Raw genomic sequence first — 21,456 nt, forward strand, 5'->3', positions numbered from 1 at the left:
CCAAATGACACATACCATTTTCCGACATGCTTTGAGATTGTGACGTTCTTAATCTCACCCACAATATTTTGTGATTTTCTGAATTTCACAACGCCAATGTCATTAGGTAACTTAACTTGGTTGCCTTTAACCCAACAATATCTGCCAAATTGAACAATACGAATGGAATCATAACCATCAGATTTCTTTTTGAATCGTGGCATAAGTGGTCTAAGTTGAACTTCACCACCATCGGATAATTTAAAAAATTGTGGCTTCTTAGCTCTAAATGGTTTTTGCTTTAACTTAGCTTGTTCCTTTTTGTTAAAAAACTTCCCCCAAGCATCACCAAGATCACGAACTTTTTGTTGGAGTGAAACGCCATTTGAGCTGTTTTCTAGAAAAGCACATTCAGGTTTTTTGCGTAATTCAGGAATTTTATTGACTAAATTAACTTTGTTGATTCGCTCATTATTAGCAAGCATCTCGAACGAAACAGCTAAAATTTGATTCCAAACAAAACGTGCAGAGCCAAGCAACTTGTTTAAAACAAGCTCCTGTTCCGCATTAGGCTCAAGCCTAAATTTGTACGCTTTGTTGATCTTCATTTCGCCTTAAATCTATTTAGATACAGAGACTTAATGCAAATTATTCTATCATATTGCACTAAAAAAAGTCGTGAAATTCACCTCCACCCTAATGTTGGGTGGAGTCCTCTTTCATACTAAAGATAGCAGGAGTTTTGTCTCAGTGGGAATGTTTTAGTTTGAAATTTACCTTTTAAGATTGCTCGATATGTACATCTTCAAGCACCAGTGCCTGATGATCATTGGTGACCATCGGTAAATGCACGGTAAAGGTCGTACCCCGACCCTCTTTGGAATCTACAGCAATTTGACCATGGTTCAGGTCAATAAAGCGCTTGCAGAGCACCAGACCCAAACCTGCCCCTTTCTCTTCAGCTGTGCCTCTGACACTCACACCCAAAGTCGGTTTAAACAGATTCTGCATCTGCTCTTCAGTCATGCCCAAGCCAGTATCCTGAATCGTAATCTTGACCTGCTCGCCTTCCATTTCTGCAGCTAAAATCACTTTACCGCCTTGATTCACCGGGGTGAATTTAAGCGCATTCGACACCAGGTTCTGCAAGACAGAGGTAATCATGTTGATATCCGCATGTACCTTGATGTCTTCAGGAATATTATCAACCAGTTCAATTTTTTTATTTAAGGCCAGACTTTTCAGCACACTGCACACAATATTACTGGATTGTTTCAATTCATAATTAATCGGATGATAAATAAAGCGTCCACCCTCTGCCATCGCCCAAGTCAGCAGGCTTTCCAGCAGGTTATAGGTCGATTGTGCATTATCATATAAATAATCCGCGATGCTCTGGATACTGGATTCGTCCAGAGTGTCACGCTCCTGCGCTAGCACTTCGGAAAAGCCCAGTAAACCATGAAATGGTGCACGCAAGTCATGCGCAATAATCTGGAAAAATTTGGTTTTACTGAAGTTGAGTGCGCATTGCTGTTCATATAATTCTTTCAGTTCAGTATGTTCTTGATTGAGCTGAATTCGAATCACTAAACTTTCAGCAAATTGTTTAATAGTGACAATATCATCCTGATCAAACCCTTCAGTCTGATCATCAAAGAAAATGACCTGTCCAAAAGACACACCGCTACTTGATTTTAAATTAAAGGCGACTAATCTCTGATGCGCTACACCGAGATCTTTTACATAATTTGACAGTTCTGAATAAGCAGGATGCGTCTGGTCGATAACATCTGCGTGTTGCAGATACGTAGGCAGATTCACTTCCTGCGGAGCGTGCAAGGCCCGAAAACCGCGCGGACAGCTGTACCAGATATATGGTTCCGTATGGAAGCCGATAATACTGGTTTTAACGTTTAAAACTTTACGGGCGATCTTACAAAAGGTGTCTAATAGGTTGTTAGAGGTATAGACACCTAAAATGAGAGATATACGGCACGAGCTTAATTGCTCCGTATTCTGACCGACCTCTAGCAGTTTTAGTTCCATGTCTGCCTCTCTGAATGTTTATGGAATAAAGAAAACACAGCCGACCAAATTCATACAATCAATAACAAAGATTCTATATTTACTCAACGATGAAAACCCACCTCTAGGTTAAAGGATTTGTTAACCTGTTTCTATCCAGATACATTCTTAACTGCAAGGTACTGATATTTAATTGATTAAGAATAACTTGAAAATTTACCATTCTAAAAAAACCTACATAAATATTTGAAATTAATATATCTCACCTAAAATAAGTATCTTTATTTGTATTTACTGTAACACAGTACTGAATAAAAAATACCCACCATCGCTTTTTACTCTATTTAGAGTAAAAGCTAATGATTTTTCAACTATATAGTTTGACCTTATGATTAAAAATAGATTTTATATCAGGCTTCATCTACCTAATAATGCTCAGAATTAATTTTTAATTTTTTAAAATATCTTAACAATTCCAATGTAAGAAATATTTAAATATCAGCATTTCAACTAAAAACAGACCCAAAAAACCATTGAGAATTGTAAAGAACTTACATTCATTAACAAATTAATTGCAGAAATTTTGTATTTTTTATCACCCATACAATTTTAGAAGCCGGAATAGTAATATTAAGATAGATCACTTATAGACTATGCATATCCAAGTCAAGCCAACCGGATTAAAACAACTATAAAAAAAAGCGGCCTAAAAAGACCGCTTTTTTACATGGCTGCTTAATTATCAGAAATCAACGCCACTTGCTGTACATAGTTAAACAGCTTTAATTTAGAAGCATTCACCTCGTCTTCAGGCGCTTGATTCTTTAAATCACGGTGTACCCGAAGATAATGCTGACGTAAGGTATGACGCTCTGTCGCATTATAGGTTTTGGTAAATTCATTGATGGCCGGATCTCCATCTTTGACAATTCGATCCACCCAACGCTGTAATTGAGCTGTCTTTTTAAGACCTTGTTTCGGTGTTAAATAAGACAAAATCACCGTTTCATTTTCATTGCGTAATAATTTACCAATCCGTGAAAATTGACGACGACGTGCTTCATGTGAACTAATTGCCTGCACATCAAGCAAGGCATCAATCAAACGCTCATCTACGGGTAGATTTTTAATTTGTTTAGCGCTCAGCTCTGCAAGCTGCGCACCTAAAGCAGCCATACGCTGGACTGCTTTTTTCTGTTCGGTCTTACTTGCGCGTCCCTCTAAAGAATCAAAATCTTCTTCAGTTAAACTGTTCGGTCGACGTGCCACGATTAATCTGCCTCATAAAATTTTGCTGCAAATAGTGCCTGAATTTCAGATAAGGCTTTGTCCTCGTCTGCTCCTTCAATCACTAAGCGTAAAGTTGTTCCTTTGCCTGCACCAAGCATGAGCAATGACATGATATTTTTGGCATCTACCAATTTGTCAGCCTTGCCAATCTGGATACTGGAACGAAATTTGGTGGTAACTTCTATCAGTTTACCAGATGCGCGTGCATGTAAACCCAGTTTATTAATTACGTCAACTGTCGTATCAATCATGACCAGTGCTTCATTTCTCGATGGAGGACTTGAATAGACCATTTTGCCTCAAGGGCTTTTTTTAGTCTATCCACAATATAAACAGAACGATGCTGACCACCGGTACAGCCAATCGACACGGTCATATAATGACGATGCCCTTCAGCAAAGGTCGGCAACCACTTGTCCAGAAAATGATACAGATCATTGAACATATCCTCGACCTGATCGCTCTTTTGTAAAAACGCCTGCACCGGCTGATCTAGTCCTGAAAATTTGCGCAGTTCCAGTTCCCAATGCGGATTCGGCAAATGCCGGACATCAAAGACATAATCGGCATCCAGTGGAATGCCATGCTTATAACCAAAGGATTGCAGAATCAGGATCAGGTTATCGGCCTGTCCAAGCTTGGACAACAAAGTATGTTTCAGATCATGCACGCTTTTATCGGTGGTATCGATATGCACCGTAGAACGCAACTGAATCGGCATCAACAGGATTTTTTCTTCCTGTATACACTGATTCAGGCTTTTAAAGCGTGATGCTAGAGGATGCGGCCGACGCGAAGCACTAAAGCGGGCAATCAGCTCCTGATCCTGCGTGGTCAGATAAATAATATCGACCGAACCATGCTGTTGCAGTTGCTCAAATACATGATCAAATTCTTGTAAATCTGCCCGGGTACTGCGCACATCGACGCCCAGTGCCAGCTGTTCCAGATTATTTTCACTGTCCAGTTTTGCCACGATTTCGGGAAGCAATGCCAAAGGCAGATTATCAATACAGTAATAACCCAGATCTTCAAGCACCTGTAATGCAGATGATTTACCCGAACCAGATTGTCCTGTGACAATTAAAATGCGCTTCATGCATGCTACCCTTTCATCTTAGCCGGCAGTGTATTTAACCTGCAGGTTATCGATCAGACGTGTATTCCCCAGCTTTGCTGCTATAAATAACACAAGATCTTGATTAAACGTATGAATTTTTTGTAATTCTGGAGTGCGGACTTCAACATAATCCACCACAAACCCGGCATCGGTTAAAGTCTGGCGAATCTCCGCCAATACCGTATCCAGCTCCACGCCTGCATGTAATTGCTGTTCAGCTTTTTGCAAGCTTTGATAAATGACCGGTGCGATTGCACGATGCTCTTCGCTTAAATAACCATTGCGCGAACTTAAAGCCAGGCCATCTTCTGCACGGGCAATCGGCACACCAATCACTTCCAGTGGAATATTCAGGTCTTGTACAAACTGACGAATCACCGCCAATTGCTGATAATCTTTCTGGCCAAAGAAGGCGTAATTCGGCTGTACGATATTAAACAATTTAGTGACTACCACCGCCACGCCATCAAAATGGCCAGGACGCTGCAAACCGCATAAATCATTGGTAATATCAGAAACACTAATATTGGTCAGACGCGGTTTTTTACCATACATTTGCTCAACCGTCGGCGCAAACACGATGTCACAACCAACTTCTGCCAAAAGCTGCTGGTCCTGCTCAAGCGTGCGCGGATAGCTGTCAAAATCTTCATTGGGTCCAAACTGGATTGGATTGACAAAAATACTGACCACCACTACATCACACAACTTACGCGCTTCACGCACCAGATTTAAATGTCCCTGATGCAGATTGCCCATAGTCGGTACAAAACCGATAATCTTGCGATTGGTACGCGCCGGATTTAATGATGCCGCTAAGCCCTGAATGGTGGTTTCTGTTTTCATCTTACAATTCAACCTGAAAAGTTTGTTCTGGTGCCGGGAAAGATCCATCTAAAACTGCAGCATGATACGCTTTAAAAGCATCCAGAATGGCTGTCGCACCCGATTGTTCTTGCATAAAATTACGTACAAATTTTGCAGTGTGGCCAAAGGTCAAACCGAGCATATCCTGAACCACCAGCACCTGGCCGTCTGTGGCTGCGCCCGCGCCAATGCCAATGACCGGAATCTGCGGAAACAGTTCTGTGATTTCCTGGCCAAGCTGTGCCGGTACGCACTCAAGTAGCAATAGTGCAGCTCCCGCCTCTACCACTGCCTTACAGTCCGCAATCAGCTGATCGGCCGCTTCACGAGTACGGGCTTGCAGCTTATAACCGCCAAAGACATGTACCGACTGCGGAGTAAGACCCAAATGCACACACACCGGAATACCGTTACGGGTCAGCACTTGCACGGTATCTGCCAGCCATGCACCACCTTCCATTTTCACCATTTGCGCGCCGGCCTGCATCACGGTTTTCGAGCTTTGTAAGGCATCAGTCAAGGTGGCATAGCTCATAAATGGCAAGTCAGTCATGATAAAGGCATGCTGGTTACCACGGCGTACCGCAGCAGTATGATAAGCCATATCTGCAACCGTGACCGGCAAAGTCGAATCACGCCCCTGAATTGACATTCCCAGAGAATCGCCAATTAAAATGCTGTCCACTTCGGCAATTTCCATGGCTTTGGCCATACTGGCATCATAGCAAGTCAGACATGAAAATTTGCGTCCATCTGCTTTAAAGCGTCTTAAATCACTCAGACTGACCATGAAAATGTTCCTCTATGCTTGAAAGTTCTGTCGAAACTACCATCACTTAAAAATTAAATATTTGCCCAGTTGCTGTCATCGAGTACCGCGAGGGTCGATTGTTTGACGATGTCCAGGTCTTTTAATCTATGTCCATGAACCTGCATTTCAGGATCAATATCCAGAAGTGGAATCAGGACAAAATCACGCTCTAATACTCCAACATGCGGCACAGTTAAGCGTTCATTTTGAATCTGCTCATTGCCGTAGATTAGTAAGTCTAGATCCAGTGTACGTTCGCCCCAATGCCGCAAACGTACCCGACCTGCGTCCTGCTCAAAGGCTTGCAAACGATCCAGCAAGCTTAAAGCAGCCAGATCGGTATTTAACTGCACCACTGCATTCAGATAGTTCGGCTGATCCTGTGGCCCCATCGGTGGACTTTGATACAGATGCGAAGTTTTCACCTGCCCCAAGGTCGCCAGTTTCTGTACAGCTTCTGCCAGAATCTGGCGTGAATCGCCCAGGTTACTGCCCAGGCCAATATATGTCACGATCATTGTGTTGGTCCAAATACCACTTGGCTCAGATCACGTTTTACCCGCTGACGTTTCATAATCGGATGATCTGCGCCAATTTCACCGCTGGCACTGGCTGCCACATGCGACAGAGGTTTCGCCTTGTCTTCAAACTTGGCTTTACGCACCCGACGATTGCGTGGTTCAGGTTCATTCACTAACGGCTCAATCTCGGCAAGATCTTGCTGTTGGGTCAGTTTCTGGTCCAGATGTTCTTCTTGACTCGCCTTGCGACGGCTCTTGGCACGCTGACGGTTATACTGGCTAATGGCCCGTTCTTTCTCGTCACCGCTCATTTGCTGGTAAGCATCCCACCAGCTGCCCATGCCTTGGGCAGTTGCATCGCCTGATTTTTCACGCAGCAGCAAAAAGTCAAAGCCGGCACGGAAACGCGCATGACTGGACAAGGCCTCAATTTGCTGTGGTTTTGGATTCAGCAAACGGGTCTGCATTTCCCAAACTTCACGAATAAAAGTTTCCGCAAAGCGTGGAATAATAGTGCGGGTTGCCTGACGTTTTAATACGTCGAGACCGGCTTGGGCACGGGCTTCGGCCGCTACCACACCTTTATTCAGATAGAATTCACAACGCTCCAGGAATGGCTGCCACAACAATACCGCATAGAAAAATGCCGGATTGATGGTCTTGCCGATCGAAATACGCTGATCGGTATTTTTCGCAGCGCGTTCCATAAATGGCGTAATTTCAGGCTTGATATCTGCAAATAACTGCTGCCAGATGCCGAAATCAATCAGCATTGGCAAGACACGGTTCAGGTGTCCCATGGTGAACAGTTTCTGTGATTCATCATAAAGTCGATGCGGAGAAACATCACGCAGCAACTGGGTCATTTCCGGCGTAAAGACATCCAGAATCGCTTCATCAATATTAAAATTCAGTTTGGCGGCAAAACGTAAGGTTCGCAGCATCCGCACCGGATCTTCTTCAAATCTTAAAGTCGGATCACCGAGTAAGCGTAAGGTTTTGCTGTGGATATCATCCACTGCATTGCAGAAATCCAGCACAATGCTTTTACGCGGCTGGTAGTACATTGCATTGATGGAGAAATCACGGCGGGCAAAATCCTGCTCGATGCTGCCCCAGTTGTTATCACGCAGAATCATCCCCGCGGCCGAGGTCACTGCTTTTTTTGGTGGTGCACGGAAGGTTGCCACTTCAACCAGTTCCCGCCCTGAATAGACATGCGCCAGTTCGAAACGTCGTCCGATAATTCGACAACGCCGTCCGAAAACTTCCTTGACCTGAGCCGGGGTTGCATTGGTGACTGCATCGAAATCTTTAGGATTCAAACCTAACATCAGATCTCGAACACCACCACCCACGATATAAGCTTCATAGCCTGCCTTGTTTAAGGCATCAATCACATCGAGAATATAAGAAGGTAATTGAGCGGTTGATAAACCACATTTTGACGCGCGCAAAGTTTGCAAAAGACGCTGTCTCCTACGTCTGAACGTAAAATTCTAAGATGACGCTAATCATATCGCTTACACGCCTAAAGGGCAATTTGATTATGTCAATCCTGCGAGTCAAATCAATCAGCTAGTCATGATCCATGCTGTCGCCTTACAAGGCCAATTTGGCCTTGTTTTTGGCAAACAATGCCGGTCCAATGCCTTTGACCAGCTGGATCTCTTCAATGCTTTTGAATTTTCCGTTTTTTTGCCGATGTTCAATAATGGCTTCAGCCTTTTTTTGACCAATACCATTTAGCTGCTGTAATTGCTCCACAGTTGCATTATTTAAACTGATTTTATCAGCAGCAGAAGATGCCGATAATGCAGGCTTCGCCAGATAGTGATTGCTTTCTGATGAAGCCGTGGAGGCAGCTTTTTTCTTCAGGTGAGCGTCATGTTGCTGTTGCTGGGTCTTCCATTCCATATAATCGGTCGCAGTTGCATGCGCAGTCCCGATAGAAATAAAGCCCAGCCAGCAACTCAGAAGGAGATTAATCCACGTCGGATCGATTCGATAAGGTATTTTTTTCATGTGCTGCTCTTTGTTTTAATTCTAATTTAGCCTGTTCCCAGAGCTGATCAAGTTCAGTCAGTGACAGCTTTTCCAAGTCTAATTGTTGTAATTGTGCCTGATCTTCCATCAAGGCAAAGCGGGTCCGGAATTTATGGATCGTCCCCAATAATGCCATCTCGCTGGAAATGCCAAGTTTACGGCCAACATTCACCAGAGAAAATAAGCAGTCGCCAAATTCTTCCTGTATTTCATCGGAATCTTCTCCAGCTACCCCTTCTTTTAATTCAGCCAGCTCTTCTTCCAGCTTGGCATAAGCACCCGCCATATCAGGAAAATCAAAACCGATTTTGGCGACATTTTTTTGAATTTCATCGGCCTGTACCAAAGCCGGTGCATATTTAATATCATCCAGACGTGAACGCGGCTTGCCCTGCTTTTCTTGCTGTTTGATTTCTTTCCATAGCTCAGACACATCTTCTGGGCTGAGCTGCGCAAACTGTTCCGCCTGAAATACATGTGGATGACGACGAACCAGTTTATCGGTAATGGCCTGTACGACATCCTGAAAATCGAAAGCCCCCTGCTCGCTATACATTTGCGACTGGAACACCACCTGTAACAGCAAATCACCCAGCTCATCGCGGACATCGTCGACTTTTCCAGAGCGGACTGCTGCTTCGACTTCGTAAGCTTCCTCAATGGCATATTTAGTCAGAGATTCAGGGGTCTGTTGCTGATCCCATGGACATTTTTCACGTAATTCGCGAATGACCTTGAGTAGTTGTTCCATATTCAAAAACCTCTTTTTTACCAAATAGTCGCGTCAATCTGCCAGTTTCTTGTTATGCTCAAAAAAAAGACAATAAGGAGATCAGGCACATGCACAGTATATTGATTAGTGGTGCAGCACAAGGAATTGGTGCCGCGACAGCCACCCTATTTTACCAGCACGGCTACAAGGTGGGCATTTATGATGTTCAGGTGGAACAGGCAGAACAACTGGCCCAGCAACTGGGCGAACATGCCAAAGCCGGTTTTCTCGATGTAGCTGACTATGCTTCTTGGGAAACAGCTTTAGCCGAATTTTCAGCTTGGGCAGGTGAAATCAATATTCTGGTCAATAATGCCGGGATCCTATATTCAGGGCCTTTTGAAGATACTACTATTGATGCACATCACCGGACTCTGGATATTAATGTCAAAGGGGTCATGAACGGCTGTCATGCCGCTTTCCCTTATTTAAAAGAATCTTCATTTGCCCGCATCATTAATCTATCTTCCGCTTCGGCGATTTATGGCCAGGCCGATTTAAGCAGTTATTCCACCAGCAAGTTTGCAGTGCGTGGCCTGACTGAAAGTCTGGATATTGAGTGGCAACCCTATGGGATTCGAGTCTTGGATGTCATGCCGCTTTTCGTCAGTACGGCCATGGTCAAAGATATGCAGGCAGAAAGCATCAAAAAGATGGGCGTACATTTAAAAGCAGAAGATGTTGCACAAGATATTCTGAAACTGGCAGAACTCAAAGATTCTATCTGGCAAGCAACGCATCATCTGGTTGGTTTCAAAAGCCAGTTTTTATTTCATTTATCGCGAATGAGTCCGCAATTTGTGAATCGGCTGAGTAACCTGCTCATCGCCAGAAAATAAAATCTGAGATTGATTCTGGCCTAGACAATGTGATGAAGCTGAATCACCGGAAATCTCAGCCCGTTGCAAGAGTGCTCACTCTGCCAGGCCACGGTGAGCATGCAGCCAGTAAGCGTATAATTTTGATAGGCATAGACGCCAATCTCTGGGTGTTCGCAGCGCCCGCCATTTTGCTCAGGATGAAGATTAGTATTCAGTTCATTCAGGTTGATCCGGATTCCCAAGCCTGATGCCTTTAACACGGCCTCTTTGGTCGTCCAGACTTTAAACCAGTATTCAGGGTCATAAGCCAGCGCTTGCCAATTTTTGAGTTCTTCAGGATGGAAGGCGTGCTGCGCCAAAGCTTCAAAACGGACTTTACGGCTCAGTTCTTCAATATCGATTCCCAAGTTTTGGACATTCCTGCTCGTGGCCAGGGCGTAGAAATTTTGACTATGACTATGATTAAAACTGAAATCCGGATAGTCATTTAAATAAGGCTTGCCATATTCAGTGGCGGTGAAATCCAGAGATTGGATCGGATGATTGAATTGATCTGACAGCAACTGGTTACGTCGCGCATAAATTGCCAGTTTTCGATTTTTGATTTGCTCTACCCGTGATTCAGGCGGTTTAATCGAAAAGAACTGATCTATTTTTTGTAGATAAATTTGAATATTTCGCGACAATGCAAAGCTCATAGAAACAGATGGACTTTTTCATTTTACGTCGCCAGATAAAAAAAGAAAGCCTGTTCGAAAACAGGCTAGACTCATATTGCTTAGATTGAATCAGAAATATCAACTGGTTTTGCTGCTGCAGATTCTGGCGCCTTAAAGTTCAAGCCCGCTTTTTTCATCAATTGCGGATACTCCACCAATGCCATTGTTGCGTTTTTTGCAATTCCAGTCACATCACCTAATAGACCTTTGGCATCCATAAAAGACATACCGCTATCGCTGACACTACGCGGATTACTGAGCATTTGCATAGACACCTGCTTACTATTAAGCACGAGTTCGCGTGCAGACAAACCCGCAATCGCAAAGTTAGTAAGTGAGTTAACTAGAAGCTGTTTCTGGCTTACACTTAATGCATTAATACGTTCCAGTGTCGCCGCTTCATCCTTTTTTGATGCATCCAGAACATCATTGGTCAATTTGGTAATCTCTTTCTGGATTGCCTCTTTTTCCTTTACGTCTGAGGTAGTTTTCAAGCTGTTTAATTTGGTTTTCAGCTCTTCACTGTCTTTACGTTCAGCAAACAGGGTTGCCAGTGTCGTTCGGCTTTGAATAAACATGGCATTGGTGGCTTGTGCCTGCTTAAGAAAACCCGCCAAATCCAGATTTTGTGAAGATGTGCCTGTTGTCGTTGCAACTGCTTTTGATTCCAGACTACTCAATGTTCCAAGACCGGCATGGCTTTGCGATGCCAATACAGCACTTCCCAAGATCAAGATGCTTGCGATTTTTTTCATAGTATTTCCCCTTATAATTCCTTACTGAACTGCATCGGCCTTTTGCACGATCTGATTTAAAATTTTTGGTAATGCCTTGAACATCTGAATGTTGTACATTTCATGACGATGGGTGATATCAATCCCTTTTAAACTAACTTCTTGCTGTAAACCGACAGCCCCAACACGTTCCTGTTTTGCATTAAAACGCCGCGCGCCACCTGCCAACACCAAAGTGGCATCGCAACTGGATTTGTCTGCATTGCATTTAATAGAGTCTTCTTGAACCTGAATTTTGAATGCTGGCTGTAAGCACTCGTCTTTAGGCACATACAGTTTCAAATCTAGCTGTTTTTTAAAGCCGGCATTTTCAGTCATTTTTATAATTGATGTTTCCAAACTGGTCTGACCTTTAAAACCTGAGCCTGTGGCATAAAATGGACGTTTGGACTGACTGGTAAATGCGTGATAAATCAGCGGACCAAATCCATAAAATGGAATCTCTCCGACTTGATCAGTATGCAAGCTTGGACAAAGTACACGAGCAAGTTTCGACTCACCCACAGCAGCATGGCTATCCACCAAGATGCTATCACCCGAACGTACCGGCAGGCGGTCATTTCCACTCACAGGAAAATCAAGCTGCGCTTTGACTTTAGTCCCTTGACGCTCAATGACTGTAGCTTCCCAAGTCGGGATTAACACTTGACGCTGAGCAACTTTTTCACGGTTATACACATGAATTTTCATGCCTGTGGTCAAACGCCCGCCTGCATCCTGAATCGTGATGGTCTCGCTACCACCACTCGCTACCTGCAAATCTGAACGGGTAAATTGAATCCCTTTTTGGAATTGCTGACCCAATTTCACCAAAGCATTTTTAAGTGCCACTTCTTTACGCGTATCCAGTGAAAAACCCATTCCTTGTGAAATGGCTTCACTGATTTCATCAGTCGCATGCGCCGAATAAATCACGCGCCCAGAACGGTCAATCATTTCAGCAAAGACTTCGCTATGTACCACTTGCTGCTCAGTCATTTTGCCGACTTGCTGCTGATAACCAATTACAGGAATCACATTAATACGAATAAAAAATTCAGGAAGTTCACGCTGATGCTGGGTTTCTTGATTAGTTAAACCCGTCTGCTCACTGATACTCTGTGCGAGCACGCTATAACGTTTGTTGACTGGTGTAAGGGTAAAGGATGCATTTTCTCCGATCGCATCAGAAAAAATCTGCTCAATCAGGTCTTTTGACTCACCTTGATAAGTCAAAACATCCACTACCAAAGCTTTAGGCTTGTTCAGTGCCTGACGGGTATTGGCTGAAATCTTGCTAAACTGGCTCGAATTACCACTCATCAATACAGGCAATGCCACAGCATAATCGCTATCAGCATGGACAACCCGGATTAAATCTCCTGAAGCCGAGCTCAGCTCATCATCTTTGGCAATCCCCTGATTAAAGCCTTTATCCAAAACCATATAAGACTTCCAGCGGTCAATCACCTTAGTCTGCACTTCAGAAACCTTAAATTTTTTCTGCAGATCCCGGGTCAATTGCTGGGTCAAGGACAGCAAGCTACTTTGAAATTTCTGCTGGACCGCCTGACGGGTTGTAGCCGCCTCGACATCAGTCGACAGCACCTGTATAGGTTGAGATAAAGTAGCGCTATCGGTATAAATCACTTCTCCAGATAGGACATTGGTCAACTTTAAACTTAAAGTGACTGGCAGAAAAATCTCGGCTGTAGACTCCTTTTGCACCACATATTCGCTGGCCCGCAAAACTTCTAGAGAAGCCACATAGCTTCGATGTTTATTCTGTTGGGAAATTGAAGTAACCACCTGATCTTGCAAGGCCTGTTTTAGCTGCTGCTCGAACGTCTGTACAACTTGAGTACGAATCGTCTCGCTAGATACAGCCTTGCTAAAGTCACAGGAAATCGATGATGCGTTTGCTTCTATATGTTCTGCCGATTGACGACAAGGCAGTTCCAGCCCGTAAATTCCCTTCGCCGGAAAAACCTGAATATTGGCCTGTGCAATAGCCGTTCCCATCAGCGCCATGGCAAGCATGGCTTTTTTCATGCTTATTTGCATTGAGTACCACCAATACATAAAGTAATAGTATTCCCTGCTTGCAGGCGTTCTGCATTCGACAGAATAGGATTTACCCGGCGCAATGCTTTGGCAAGTTCAGCACTTAAGGGCTTTTCACTCTTATAAGTCATGGTCATCTCGACCAATTTGCCATCCTGGGTACGGATATCGATATTTTCCGCACCATCCATTTCATCTAAGGCCACGTACAGGTCATCCCCTAACCGGCTAGATACGCTACCCGATACACTTTTCACAAAGAGGGTTATTTCCTTACCATACATGCTGCGGTTTTTCGAATAGGCCAAGATTTGCGGCCCAATTTCAGACAGCGTCATTTCACCCAATTTACGAGCAACATTGGTACGGCAAGTATCTGTCGTTGCAGCAGTTGATGATTCTGTACGGGTATCGCCGCCCATCAGTGTGCCATCATCGACTGAATAAATTTTATAGCTGAGTGCGCCATCACAAACAAACTGACCCGTTGCACCTGAACGACCACGGTCATAAATATAAGAGCTACCGACCATAAACCAGTCTGCTTTTTCCTGACGTGCAGCCACTGCAAGTTTTGCCAGCTCTGCATCACCCAGCAATTGTTGAATGGTCATACTCTTGCCTTTGAGATAACGACTACGAAACACATCCGAATCCATTAAGCGTAGATCATATTTAGATGCTGTACGGGCAATTGAGGTTAACGTTTGATTTTCACGCTCAGGTGTGGTCGACGGGGTTTGATATTCCACATATTTCACAAAATTTTGAATGTCGTTCTGACGTTCCGACTGGCTATAACGTGCTGATTCACTGGCGTTATAACTTGCTGAAGCAGAAGATTTACCTGAATTATTGTGACTTGATGAACGTGCAGCAACGCCCGCACCTGCACCATAGTAATTACCATAGGCATAGCCTGAAGCCGAAGCTGATTTGCCTTTTGATGAATATGATGAACTTTCACTGGCTTTTGCACTTTCTTTCGCGTCATAGCTGGCCTTTTCATCATAGGCATAGCTCTTGTCAGAAAAGTACGACGTAAACTCTTTCACCGGTTTTGAGTTATCTCGCGGTACACCAAAATATTCATCCATTACGATCATGATCGGACTGGTTCGGCTATTCTTTTTGGATAAACCCAGATCATTTAAGATCTGGCGAAACTCCTGATCATCCATTTCAATTGAAATAGAAGTAACCAGTTCATTGTTATTGTTGGTTTGACTACCACGATTAAATACGTAGCCATTGTCAACTTGTTTCACAATATCTGCCAGATGGAGTTCGGCATCCTGCATGGCTTGAGGGCCATTTATTTTTTTGATTAAAGCAATGACTGCATCAGTTTTTGCATTATTCAATGCCTGATTCCGTGTTCCTACTGGATCTTTTTTCATAATGGGGCTACTGCCCTCACCATTCACTTTGATCATTTCAGCGCACGCAAGGCTGGGCAAGCCCATCATACAGATTAAGGCCAATGCAGTTTTTTTCATGTTCCCCTCACATCACCGCAAATTTAGGCAGTAATTTCTTATGATCTTTCTCAGTCAGTTTTCATTTTTGCGACTGAATTAACAATTTCACACAAATATGATACATATCACATAAATATTAAATTGATACTTATACTAAATAACTATAATTAAAAGAATATTTTATTTTTATTAAATTCAAAATTAAGCCTGATTAAAAAAATATTTTTTATAGGTAATAAAAAAGCCCGCTTTACGCAGGCTTTTTATCCGAAAAATTTAAACTATAGAATTAGCGTTTAAATTTCTTCTCGGCTTTCTTGAACTTCTGTACATAACGACGTTTACGCGCAGCTGCACGCTCATCCACTTGAGACTTACGGCCTTCAAACGGGTTTTCAGAAGTTTTAAACTCGATTTTAATCGGTGTACCTTCAAGCTTGTACACTTTACGGAACACGTTTTCCAGGTAACGACGATAATCCGCAGGAGTTTTATCCACCTTGTTTCCGTGAATCACGATCGTTGGCGGATTTTGTCCACCCATGTGTGCATAACGCATTTTAATACGACGACCCTGAACCATCGGCGGTTGGTGGGCATCTGTCGCATCATTTAAAATCTGGGTGATTTTTGCTGGTGACACTTTCAAACGAGATGAATCATAAGCACGGTGAATCGATGGATAAAGATCACCCACACCCGTTCCATGCAATGCAGAAATCAAATGTACTTTGGCCCATGGAATAAAATCGAAGCGACGCTCTACATCGAGCTTACATTGCTTACGATCATATTCAGTCATGTTATCCCATTTGTTGACTGCAATGACCATGGCACGACCCGCTTCAAGCGCATAGCCAATCAAATGCAAATCTTGCTCAACAATACCATCACGCGCATCAACCACAACAACAATTACGTTGGCATCTTTCATTGCCTGTAAAGTTTTAACAATCGAGAATTTCTCAATCATTTCATCAACTTTACCTTTACGGCGCACCCCTGCAGTATCAATCAGGGTGTATTGACGGCCATCACGCTCGAATGGAATATAAATCGAGTCACGTGTTGTACCCGGCTGGTCAAATGCCACCACACGCTCTTCACCGAGCAAACGGTTCACCAGCGTTGACTTACCGACGTTCGGACGACCAATAATCGCTAAACGCAGACCCGTGTTTTTGTCATGCTCTTCCGGATTTTCATCTTCCGGTATATCAGCAAGTACATCTTCCAGCATCTGCTGAACACCACGACCATGGCTGGCTGCCACTTGTAGCGGCTCGCCCATACCCAGTTTGTAGAATTCAACCAGGGCAGCTTCAGCATGTACGCCATCAACTTTGTTGGCCACCAGAAAGACTTTTTTGCCTAAAGTACGCAATTCACGGGCAATCTGTTCATCAGAAGCCAGCAGTCCGGCACGCGCATCAACCACAAAAATAATGATGTCGGCTTCATGAATAGCAGTCTTGGACTGCTCTGCCATGTACGAGTCAATCCCACCTTCATTTTCGCCAATACCGCCAGTATCGACCACAATGAAAGATTTATTTTGATAAGTTGCATCGCCATATTTACGGTCGCGTGTCAGACCTGCAAAGTCTGCCACCAATGCGTCACGGCTCTTGGTAATCTGGTTGAACAGCGTTGATTTTCCGACGTTCGGACGACCAATGAGCGCAATTACGGGTTTCATAGAGTAACCTTTATTCAATATCAGGCGTCAAAGTGGCCTGAACATCAGAAAGTATAGGAAGATATAAGGGGGAAATACCCTAAATAAAAACACGGGGCATTGATTTTTCAATCACCCCGCGTTCACAAAAATACGGTTGTGGCTAGTTTAGCATAAGGCTCGTTAAAATTAACGGTTCTGCCAAATGCTTAATGCGCCCTTGCGTGTGGAAACATACAGCTGGTTGTCGATGACGCGTAAGCTACGTACTTCCCCAGAGGTTTTCGAACGACCAGTAATCTGTCCGGTACGCGGATCAATCAGGTGCAAGACACCATCCAGATCGCCGACTACAAGATCAGTACCCAGCATCACCGGATTACTTAACTTGCGATTCAGCAACTGGTCATTTTCCCAAAGCGGTTGACCCGAGGTAATTTCAAAGGCTTTGATTTTGCCATCGGTTTGCGCCACAAATACACCATTGCCCACAACTTCTGGACGCTGGATACTGCTGGCATCTTCACTCCAGACCACCTGTTGTGAAGCTAAATCCAGCACAGTCACCTGACCTTGATAACTGGTGGTCACCACAAACTGGCCTGCAACGACCGGTTCCCCGTCAATATCAACCAGACGCTGGATATCAGAACGCCCATCCGACACTGCGACACGACGCTGTAATTTTGGCACACCGCTTAAGGCATCCAGTGCATAGATATAAGCATTGGAAGATGCAATCAGTACATTACGAGCATCTAATGCAACAGGTGCAGCCATGCCACGCAGGCTGAATTGTACATTAGGTAAGTTATAAGTCCAAACTTGCGCACCCGTCGCAATTTCATGCGCATATACGGTGCCGTCATTGCTGACACTAATGACCCGCCCTGCATGAATCAGTGAAGGCGCCAGTAAAGCACCCGTCAATTGCGCAGTCCATTTCTGCTCGCCGGTTTGTTGATCTAGCGCAAACAGCTGACCTTTCTGGTTGCCGACGACAACAAGACCTTCGGCAGCTTCAACGCCAGAACTTAAATTGTCTTTGCTGACTTTCTTCTGCCACAGACGCTGTTTGCCTTTAAATGCAGACACTTCGCCTTTCGGGTCAATCGCAAAGACCACGCCATTGTCTGCATCCAGACGTAAACGCAACGGATCAGCAGCATCTGTTGACGCCACACTGGTGGAAAATACAGGGACCAGGGTTTTGGCTTGGGTCAGTTTTGGAAGTGGATTCGGTTTTACTTCTGGAACTTTAGTGGTTTTACCTGCACAGCCAGCCAGTGCAAGCGTTAAAACAGTCAAGGCACAGGTAATTTTGTATTTTCTATTCATGCAGCTTCTTCCGCTTGTGTTTCTATAATTGGGCGTTCGATTTCTGGATCATCGACTAACACGCCTACGCTTTCGAGCTTAATTTGTAAAATCTGACGTTCTTCTTTACGTTCAATCAAAGCATCCCATGCACTTTGATATACTTTTTTCGCATTTTCAATATCATTTTTGGCAACATAGATATCGCCACGTGCTTCATCGGCAGTTGCTTTAAATGCAGGTTCAGTCACTGCTTCTAAAGTTTTCAATGCAGCATCATATTTTTTCTGTGCCAGTTGCGCATAGGCCAGACGAAGTTTAACCACCTGAACCAGGCCTTTATCATCTACTTTCGAGTTTTCAACTTTCTGTAGTGCTTTCTCGGCCGCAGCATAATCTTCTTTGTCATAAGCCAGTTTCGCCATGACTAACTGGGTTTGAATCGCCTGAGCTGAGTCAGGCGCTTCCTTGACAATTTTGTCCGCAGTTTCAGACAGCTTGGCAAAACCATCACCTTTCGATGCCTGTGCATCATCCATCAACTGCTGAACCTTGGCAGTGTGCATTTGCGACTCTGCCAGGTTTTTCTTCTGCCAATATTCCCATCCAAAAAAGGCAATCAGCGCAATTAAAATCCCGGTAATCATCGAAGAACCATATTTCTTCGTAAAGGATTTTAAGCTTTCAAACTGTTCATCACCACTCATTGCGCTCATGAGATTACCCTTTTCCTAATGTTTTATCGATTATTTTGAAGAAATTTTAGTACTAAAAAATGCAACGAAGTCCGTAAATGGTACATTCGATTGCTCTGCGGTTGCCAGCTCTTTCACAGTAAACGCCTGAGCTTCCAGTTCACGTTCACCCAAAATCGCCGCATACAAAGCACCGGCTTGATCAGCCTTTTTCATTTGCGATTTCATTGAACCCTGTGAGCCTACTTTCAGACGAACCTGACTGCCTGCTGCTTCAAGCTGATCACGGATCTGCTCCGCAATGACCAAAGCTTTACCTTGAGAAGCCGGTTCAGCCACCAGGAATACTTCACAATCACGTGCCCGGGTATTGTCTTCAACCTGTTCAAGCAGAAGCAATAAACGCTCGATCCCCATAGCAAAACCGACCGCAGGGACAGACTGATCTGCCTTTCCTTTAAGTTGACCCACTAGACCGTCATAACGGCCACCGGCACAAACTGTACCTTGTGAACCCAAGTGAGTTGTGGTCCATTCAAAAACAGTTTTGTTGTAGTAATCCAGACCACGTACCAGTTTTTGATTGATCACGAAGCTTACGCCTGCATCAGTCAAATACTGCTGTAACTGGGCAAAATGCGCCAGCGTTTCTTCACCCATAAAATCATGAAGTTTCGGTGCATTTTCCAAGATGCTTTGTGTTTTGGCATCTTTAGAATCCAGAATACGCAATGGATTCGTGGTCAGACGGCGCTGAGAATCTTCATCCAGATCCGCTTTATGCGACTCCAGGAATTCAACCAGTGCCGCACGATATGCTGCACGCTCATCCGACTCACCGAGTGTATTTAACTCAAGCTGAACCTTGTCTGCTACACCCATACGTTTCCACAGACGCGCCGTCATCAAAATCAGTTCTGCGTCCATGTCCGGAGTCGCAACACCAAAAGTTTCCACACCAAACTGGTGGAACTGACGGTAGCGGCCTTTTTGCGGTTTTTCATAACGGAACATTGGGCCGATATACCAGACGCGAGGCGTCGCACCGCGCAGCAGGTTATGCTCCAGCATGGCACGTACGCAACCCGCCGTCCCTTCAGGACGTAACGTCAACGACTCAGGCGGATTACCCTTGTCGAGGAAGGTATACATTTCTTTTTCAACGATATCGGTTGCATCACCGATCGAACGTTTAAACAAATTAGTCTGTTCTACGATAGGCAAACGAATTTGTTGATAGCCATAGGCATCCATCAAACCGGATAGATGCTGTTCAAGACGTCTCCAAGCTGGGGTTTGCGTTGGGAGAATGTCATTAAAACCTTTGATTGCGACGATTGAACTCATGATCTACTCAGGAAAACTTGTACGAATAATTTCTTTAGATTTAGCTTCTTCAAGCTCGGTAACACGTTGACGAACCATGGTTTCGATTTCATCAACCAATTGATTCGTGTCAATTAAATGGCTCTTCTCACCATTACGGTACACTAGTGAACGTGGTGCTGCACCCACTACACCGATATCCGCTTCTTTGGCTTCGCCCGGCCCATTGACCTTACAGCCAATGACCGAGACATCCATTGGGGTACGAATATCTTCTAAACGCTCTTCAAGTTGCTGCATCACGGAAATCACATTAAATTCCTGACGTGAACAGCTTGGGCAGGCAATGAAGTTAATCCCGTTTGAGCGCAGACCCAGCGATTTCAGAATATCAAAACCGATTTTAATTTCTTCTTCAGGCTCAGCAGCTAAGGAAATACGCATGGTATCCCCAATGCCTTCCATCAGCAGGCCGCCCAGAGCGATGGCAGATTTAACCGAACCGGTACGGTAAATACCCGCTTCTGTGACACCCAGATGGAGCGGATTATCAATTTGCTGTGACAGCAAACGATACGCATCCATGGTCAGGAACACATTCGATGCTTTGACTGAAATTTTGAATTCCTGGAAATCCAGACGGTCTAAAATATCGATATGGCGCATCGCAGATTCAAGCAAAGCCTGGCCAGTCGGCTCACCATATTTCTTTTGAATATCTTTTTCCAGTGAACCGGCATTGACACCGATCCGCATGGAAATATCGTTATGACGTGCTGCGGCCACAACTTCACGAATTTTCGCTTCAGAACCGATATTGCCCGGGTTAATCCGCAGACAATCTGCACCCAAATCCGCAACTGCCAAAGCAATTTTATAATCGAAGTGAATATCGGCGACCAAAGGTACATTGACCTGCTTGCGAATTTCACCAAATGCCGCCGCGGCTTCCATGGTAGGTACAGAAACCCGCATGATGTCTGCACCGGCATCTACACAGCGCTGAATCTGTGCAACCGTAGCTGCTACATCACAGGTTTCAGTATTAGTCATCGACTGGATACTGATTGGTGCATCACCACCCACATAAACTGAACCCACACGAATTTTACGTGTTGGACGACGTTTAATTGGATTTACGATCATCG

At 44.2% G+C, this 21,456-nt stretch carries 21 protein-coding genes; 1 reads left to right on the plus strand and 20 read right to left on the minus strand.

Going from position 1 to position 21,456, the window contains the following annotated elements:
* From NI464_RS00005 to mazG, 11 genes are all read right to left on the minus strand, one after another.
* Positions 1-587, minus strand: a 587-nt coding sequence (locus tag NI464_RS00005) for a helix-turn-helix domain-containing protein (RefSeq protein ID WP_253137555.1), incomplete at its 3' end; no start/stop codon positions are given.
* Between the two features lie 172 nt (positions 588-759).
* Positions 760-2,028, minus strand: a complete 1,269-nt coding sequence (locus NI464_RS00010) for a sensor histidine kinase (protein WP_253137556.1) — start codon at positions 2,026-2,028, stop codon at positions 760-762.
* A gap of 714 nt (positions 2,029-2,742) precedes the next feature.
* A complete protein-coding gene (yjgA, locus tag NI464_RS00015) occupies positions 2,743-3,276 on the minus strand; it encodes a ribosome biogenesis factor YjgA (protein ID WP_253137557.1) in 534 nt (177 codons plus the stop codon).
* A 2-nt stretch (positions 3,277-3,278) separates the two neighbouring features.
* The gene (locus NI464_RS00020) at positions 3,279-3,548 is read right to left on the minus strand and encodes an HPr family phosphocarrier protein (protein WP_034438008.1); all 270 of its coding nucleotides are present in this window, start codon (positions 3,546-3,548) and stop codon (positions 3,279-3,281) included.
* Positions 3,545-4,396 carry an RNase adapter RapZ gene (gene rapZ / locus NI464_RS00025; RefSeq protein ID WP_004278335.1) on the minus strand — a complete coding sequence of 284 codons (852 nt, stop codon included), beginning with the start codon at positions 4,394-4,396 and terminating at the stop codon, positions 3,545-3,547. Before rapZ ends, NI464_RS00020 begins: the two co-directional genes overlap by 4 nt.
* Positions 4,397-4,414: 18 nt before the next feature.
* The gene (panC, locus tag NI464_RS00030) at positions 4,415-5,263 is read right to left on the minus strand and encodes a pantoate--beta-alanine ligase (protein ID WP_004278336.1); all 849 of its coding nucleotides are present in this window, start codon (positions 5,261-5,263) and stop codon (positions 4,415-4,417) included.
* A 1-nt stretch (position 5,264) separates the two neighbouring features.
* The gene (gene panB, locus NI464_RS00035; protein WP_071850421.1) at positions 5,265-6,074 is read right to left on the minus strand and encodes a 3-methyl-2-oxobutanoate hydroxymethyltransferase; all 810 of its coding nucleotides are present in this window, start codon (positions 6,072-6,074) and stop codon (positions 5,265-5,267) included.
* Between the two features lie 53 nt (positions 6,075-6,127).
* Positions 6,128-6,613 (minus strand): 2-amino-4-hydroxy-6-hydroxymethyldihydropteridine diphosphokinase, encoded by a 486-nt coding sequence (gene folK, locus NI464_RS00040; protein WP_071850422.1) that lies wholly within the window; start codon positions 6,611-6,613, stop codon positions 6,128-6,130.
* Complete coding sequence (pcnB, locus tag NI464_RS00045) at positions 6,610-8,082, minus strand: polynucleotide adenylyltransferase PcnB (protein ID WP_071850423.1); 1,473 nt, start codon at positions 8,080-8,082, stop codon at positions 6,610-6,612. The genes folK and pcnB overlap by 4 nt, the downstream gene beginning before the upstream one ends.
* Positions 8,083-8,218: 136 nt before the next feature.
* The gene (locus NI464_RS00050; RefSeq protein WP_253137558.1) at positions 8,219-8,641 is read right to left on the minus strand and encodes a ComEA family DNA-binding protein; all 423 of its coding nucleotides are present in this window, start codon (positions 8,639-8,641) and stop codon (positions 8,219-8,221) included.
* Positions 8,601-9,413, minus strand: a complete 813-nt coding sequence (gene mazG, locus NI464_RS00055; RefSeq protein WP_253137559.1) for a nucleoside triphosphate pyrophosphohydrolase — start codon at positions 9,411-9,413, stop codon at positions 8,601-8,603. The genes NI464_RS00050 and mazG overlap by 41 nt, the downstream gene beginning before the upstream one ends.
* Positions 9,414-9,502: 89 nt before the next feature.
* On the opposite strand from mazG, the gene NI464_RS00060 reads away from it, so the two are divergent.
* Positions 9,503-10,273, plus strand: coding sequence for an SDR family oxidoreductase (locus tag NI464_RS00060; RefSeq protein ID WP_253137560.1), 771 nt, complete (start codon positions 9,503-9,505; stop codon positions 10,271-10,273).
* Between the two features lie 20 nt (positions 10,274-10,293).
* Here the strand turns inward: NI464_RS00060 and NI464_RS00065 are convergent, their stop codons facing one another.
* From NI464_RS00065 to ispG, 9 genes are all read right to left on the minus strand, one after another.
* Positions 10,294-10,953, minus strand: coding sequence for a 4'-phosphopantetheinyl transferase family protein (locus NI464_RS00065; protein ID WP_213687683.1), 660 nt, complete (start codon positions 10,951-10,953; stop codon positions 10,294-10,296).
* 80 nt (positions 10,954-11,033) lie between these two features.
* Positions 11,034-11,729 (minus strand): hypothetical protein, encoded by a 696-nt coding sequence (locus NI464_RS00070; protein ID WP_253137561.1) that lies wholly within the window; start codon positions 11,727-11,729, stop codon positions 11,034-11,036.
* 21 nt (positions 11,730-11,750) lie between these two features.
* Entirely contained in the window at positions 11,751-13,799 is a 2,049-nt protein-coding gene (locus tag NI464_RS00075; protein ID WP_253137562.1) for an MreC domain-containing protein, read from the minus strand.
* 2 nt (positions 13,800-13,801) lie between these two features.
* The gene (locus tag NI464_RS00080; RefSeq protein ID WP_253137563.1) at positions 13,802-15,310 is read right to left on the minus strand and encodes a hypothetical protein; all 1,509 of its coding nucleotides are present in this window, start codon (positions 15,308-15,310) and stop codon (positions 13,802-13,804) included.
* 271 nt (positions 15,311-15,581) lie between these two features.
* Entirely contained in the window at positions 15,582-16,991 is a 1,410-nt protein-coding gene (gene der, locus NI464_RS00085) for a ribosome biogenesis GTPase Der (RefSeq protein WP_253137564.1), read from the minus strand.
* Positions 16,992-17,159: 168 nt separating this feature from the next.
* Positions 17,160-18,308 carry an outer membrane protein assembly factor BamB gene (gene bamB, locus NI464_RS00090; RefSeq protein WP_005103251.1) on the minus strand — a complete coding sequence of 383 codons (1,149 nt, stop codon included), beginning with the start codon at positions 18,306-18,308 and terminating at the stop codon, positions 17,160-17,162.
* Positions 18,305-19,003: a YfgM family protein gene (locus NI464_RS00095; RefSeq protein ID WP_005103250.1), complete on the minus strand. Its 699-nt coding sequence runs from the start codon at positions 19,001-19,003 to the stop codon at positions 18,305-18,307. The genes bamB and NI464_RS00095 overlap by 4 nt, the downstream gene beginning before the upstream one ends.
* 30 nt (positions 19,004-19,033) lie before the next feature.
* Positions 19,034-20,329: a histidine--tRNA ligase gene (gene hisS, locus NI464_RS00100; protein WP_005103249.1), complete on the minus strand. Its 1,296-nt coding sequence runs from the start codon at positions 20,327-20,329 to the stop codon at positions 19,034-19,036.
* Positions 20,330-20,332: 3 nt separating this feature from the next.
* Complete coding sequence (ispG, locus tag NI464_RS00105; protein ID WP_004278355.1) at positions 20,333-21,454, minus strand: flavodoxin-dependent (E)-4-hydroxy-3-methylbut-2-enyl-diphosphate synthase; 1,122 nt, start codon at positions 21,452-21,454, stop codon at positions 20,333-20,335.
* Positions 21,455-21,456 lie beyond the last annotated feature (2 nt).

The sequence above is a fragment of the Acinetobacter lwoffii genome (assembly GCF_024129685.1).
GTDB lineage: Bacteria > Pseudomonadota > Gammaproteobacteria > Pseudomonadales > Moraxellaceae > Acinetobacter > Acinetobacter lwoffii_X.

Bases quoted from the DNA above. Each gene is read 5' to 3' on its own strand.
- NI464_RS00050 (WP_253137558.1), bottom strand. From the start codon at position 8,641: ATGAAAAAAATACCTTATCGAATCGATCCGACGTGGATTAATCTCCTT.
- NI464_RS00065 (WP_213687683.1), bottom strand. From the start codon at position 10,953: ATGAGCTTTGCATTGTCGCGAAATATTCAAATTTATCTACAAAAAATA.
- folK (WP_071850422.1), bottom strand. From the start codon at position 6,613: ATGATCGTGACATATATTGGCCTGGGCAGTAACCTGGGCGATTCACGC.
- NI464_RS00080 (WP_253137563.1), bottom strand. From the start codon at position 15,310: ATGAAAAAAACTGCATTGGCCTTAATCTGTATGATGGGCTTGCCCAGC.
- panC (WP_004278336.1), bottom strand. From the start codon at position 5,263: ATGAAAACAGAAACCACCATTCAGGGCTTAGCGGCATCATTAAATCCG.
- rapZ (WP_004278335.1), bottom strand. From the start codon at position 4,396: ATGAAGCGCATTTTAATTGTCACAGGACAATCTGGTTCGGGTAAATCA.
- NI464_RS00075 (WP_253137562.1), bottom strand. From the start codon at position 13,799: ATGAAAAAAGCCATGCTTGCCATGGCGCTGATGGGAACGGCTATTGCA.
- NI464_RS00020 (WP_034438008.1), bottom strand. From the start codon at position 3,548: ATGATTGATACGACAGTTGACGTAATTAATAAACTGGGTTTACATGCA.
- bamB (WP_005103251.1), bottom strand. From the start codon at position 18,308: ATGAATAGAAAATACAAAATTACCTGTGCCTTGACTGTTTTAACGCTT.
- hisS (WP_005103249.1), bottom strand. From the start codon at position 20,329: ATGAGTTCAATCGTCGCAATCAAAGGTTTTAATGACATTCTCCCAACG.
- NI464_RS00095 (WP_005103250.1), bottom strand. From the start codon at position 19,003: ATGAGCGCAATGAGTGGTGATGAACAGTTTGAAAGCTTAAAATCCTTT.
- NI464_RS00060 (WP_253137560.1), top strand. From the start codon at position 9,503: ATGCACAGTATATTGATTAGTGGTGCAGCACAAGGAATTGGTGCCGCG.
- der (WP_253137564.1), bottom strand. From the start codon at position 16,991: ATGAAACCCGTAATTGCGCTCATTGGTCGTCCGAACGTCGGAAAATCA.
- ispG (WP_004278355.1), bottom strand. From the start codon at position 21,454: ATGATCGTAAATCCAATTAAACGTCGTCCAACACGTAAAATTCGTGTG.
- panB (WP_071850421.1), bottom strand. From the start codon at position 6,074: ATGGTCAGTCTGAGTGATTTAAGACGCTTTAAAGCAGATGGACGCAAA.
- NI464_RS00010 (WP_253137556.1), bottom strand. From the start codon at position 2,028: ATGGAACTAAAACTGCTAGAGGTCGGTCAGAATACGGAGCAATTAAGC.
- mazG (WP_253137559.1), bottom strand. From the start codon at position 9,413: ATGGAACAACTACTCAAGGTCATTCGCGAATTACGTGAAAAATGTCCA.
- NI464_RS00070 (WP_253137561.1), bottom strand. From the start codon at position 11,729: ATGAAAAAAATCGCAAGCATCTTGATCTTGGGAAGTGCTGTATTGGCA.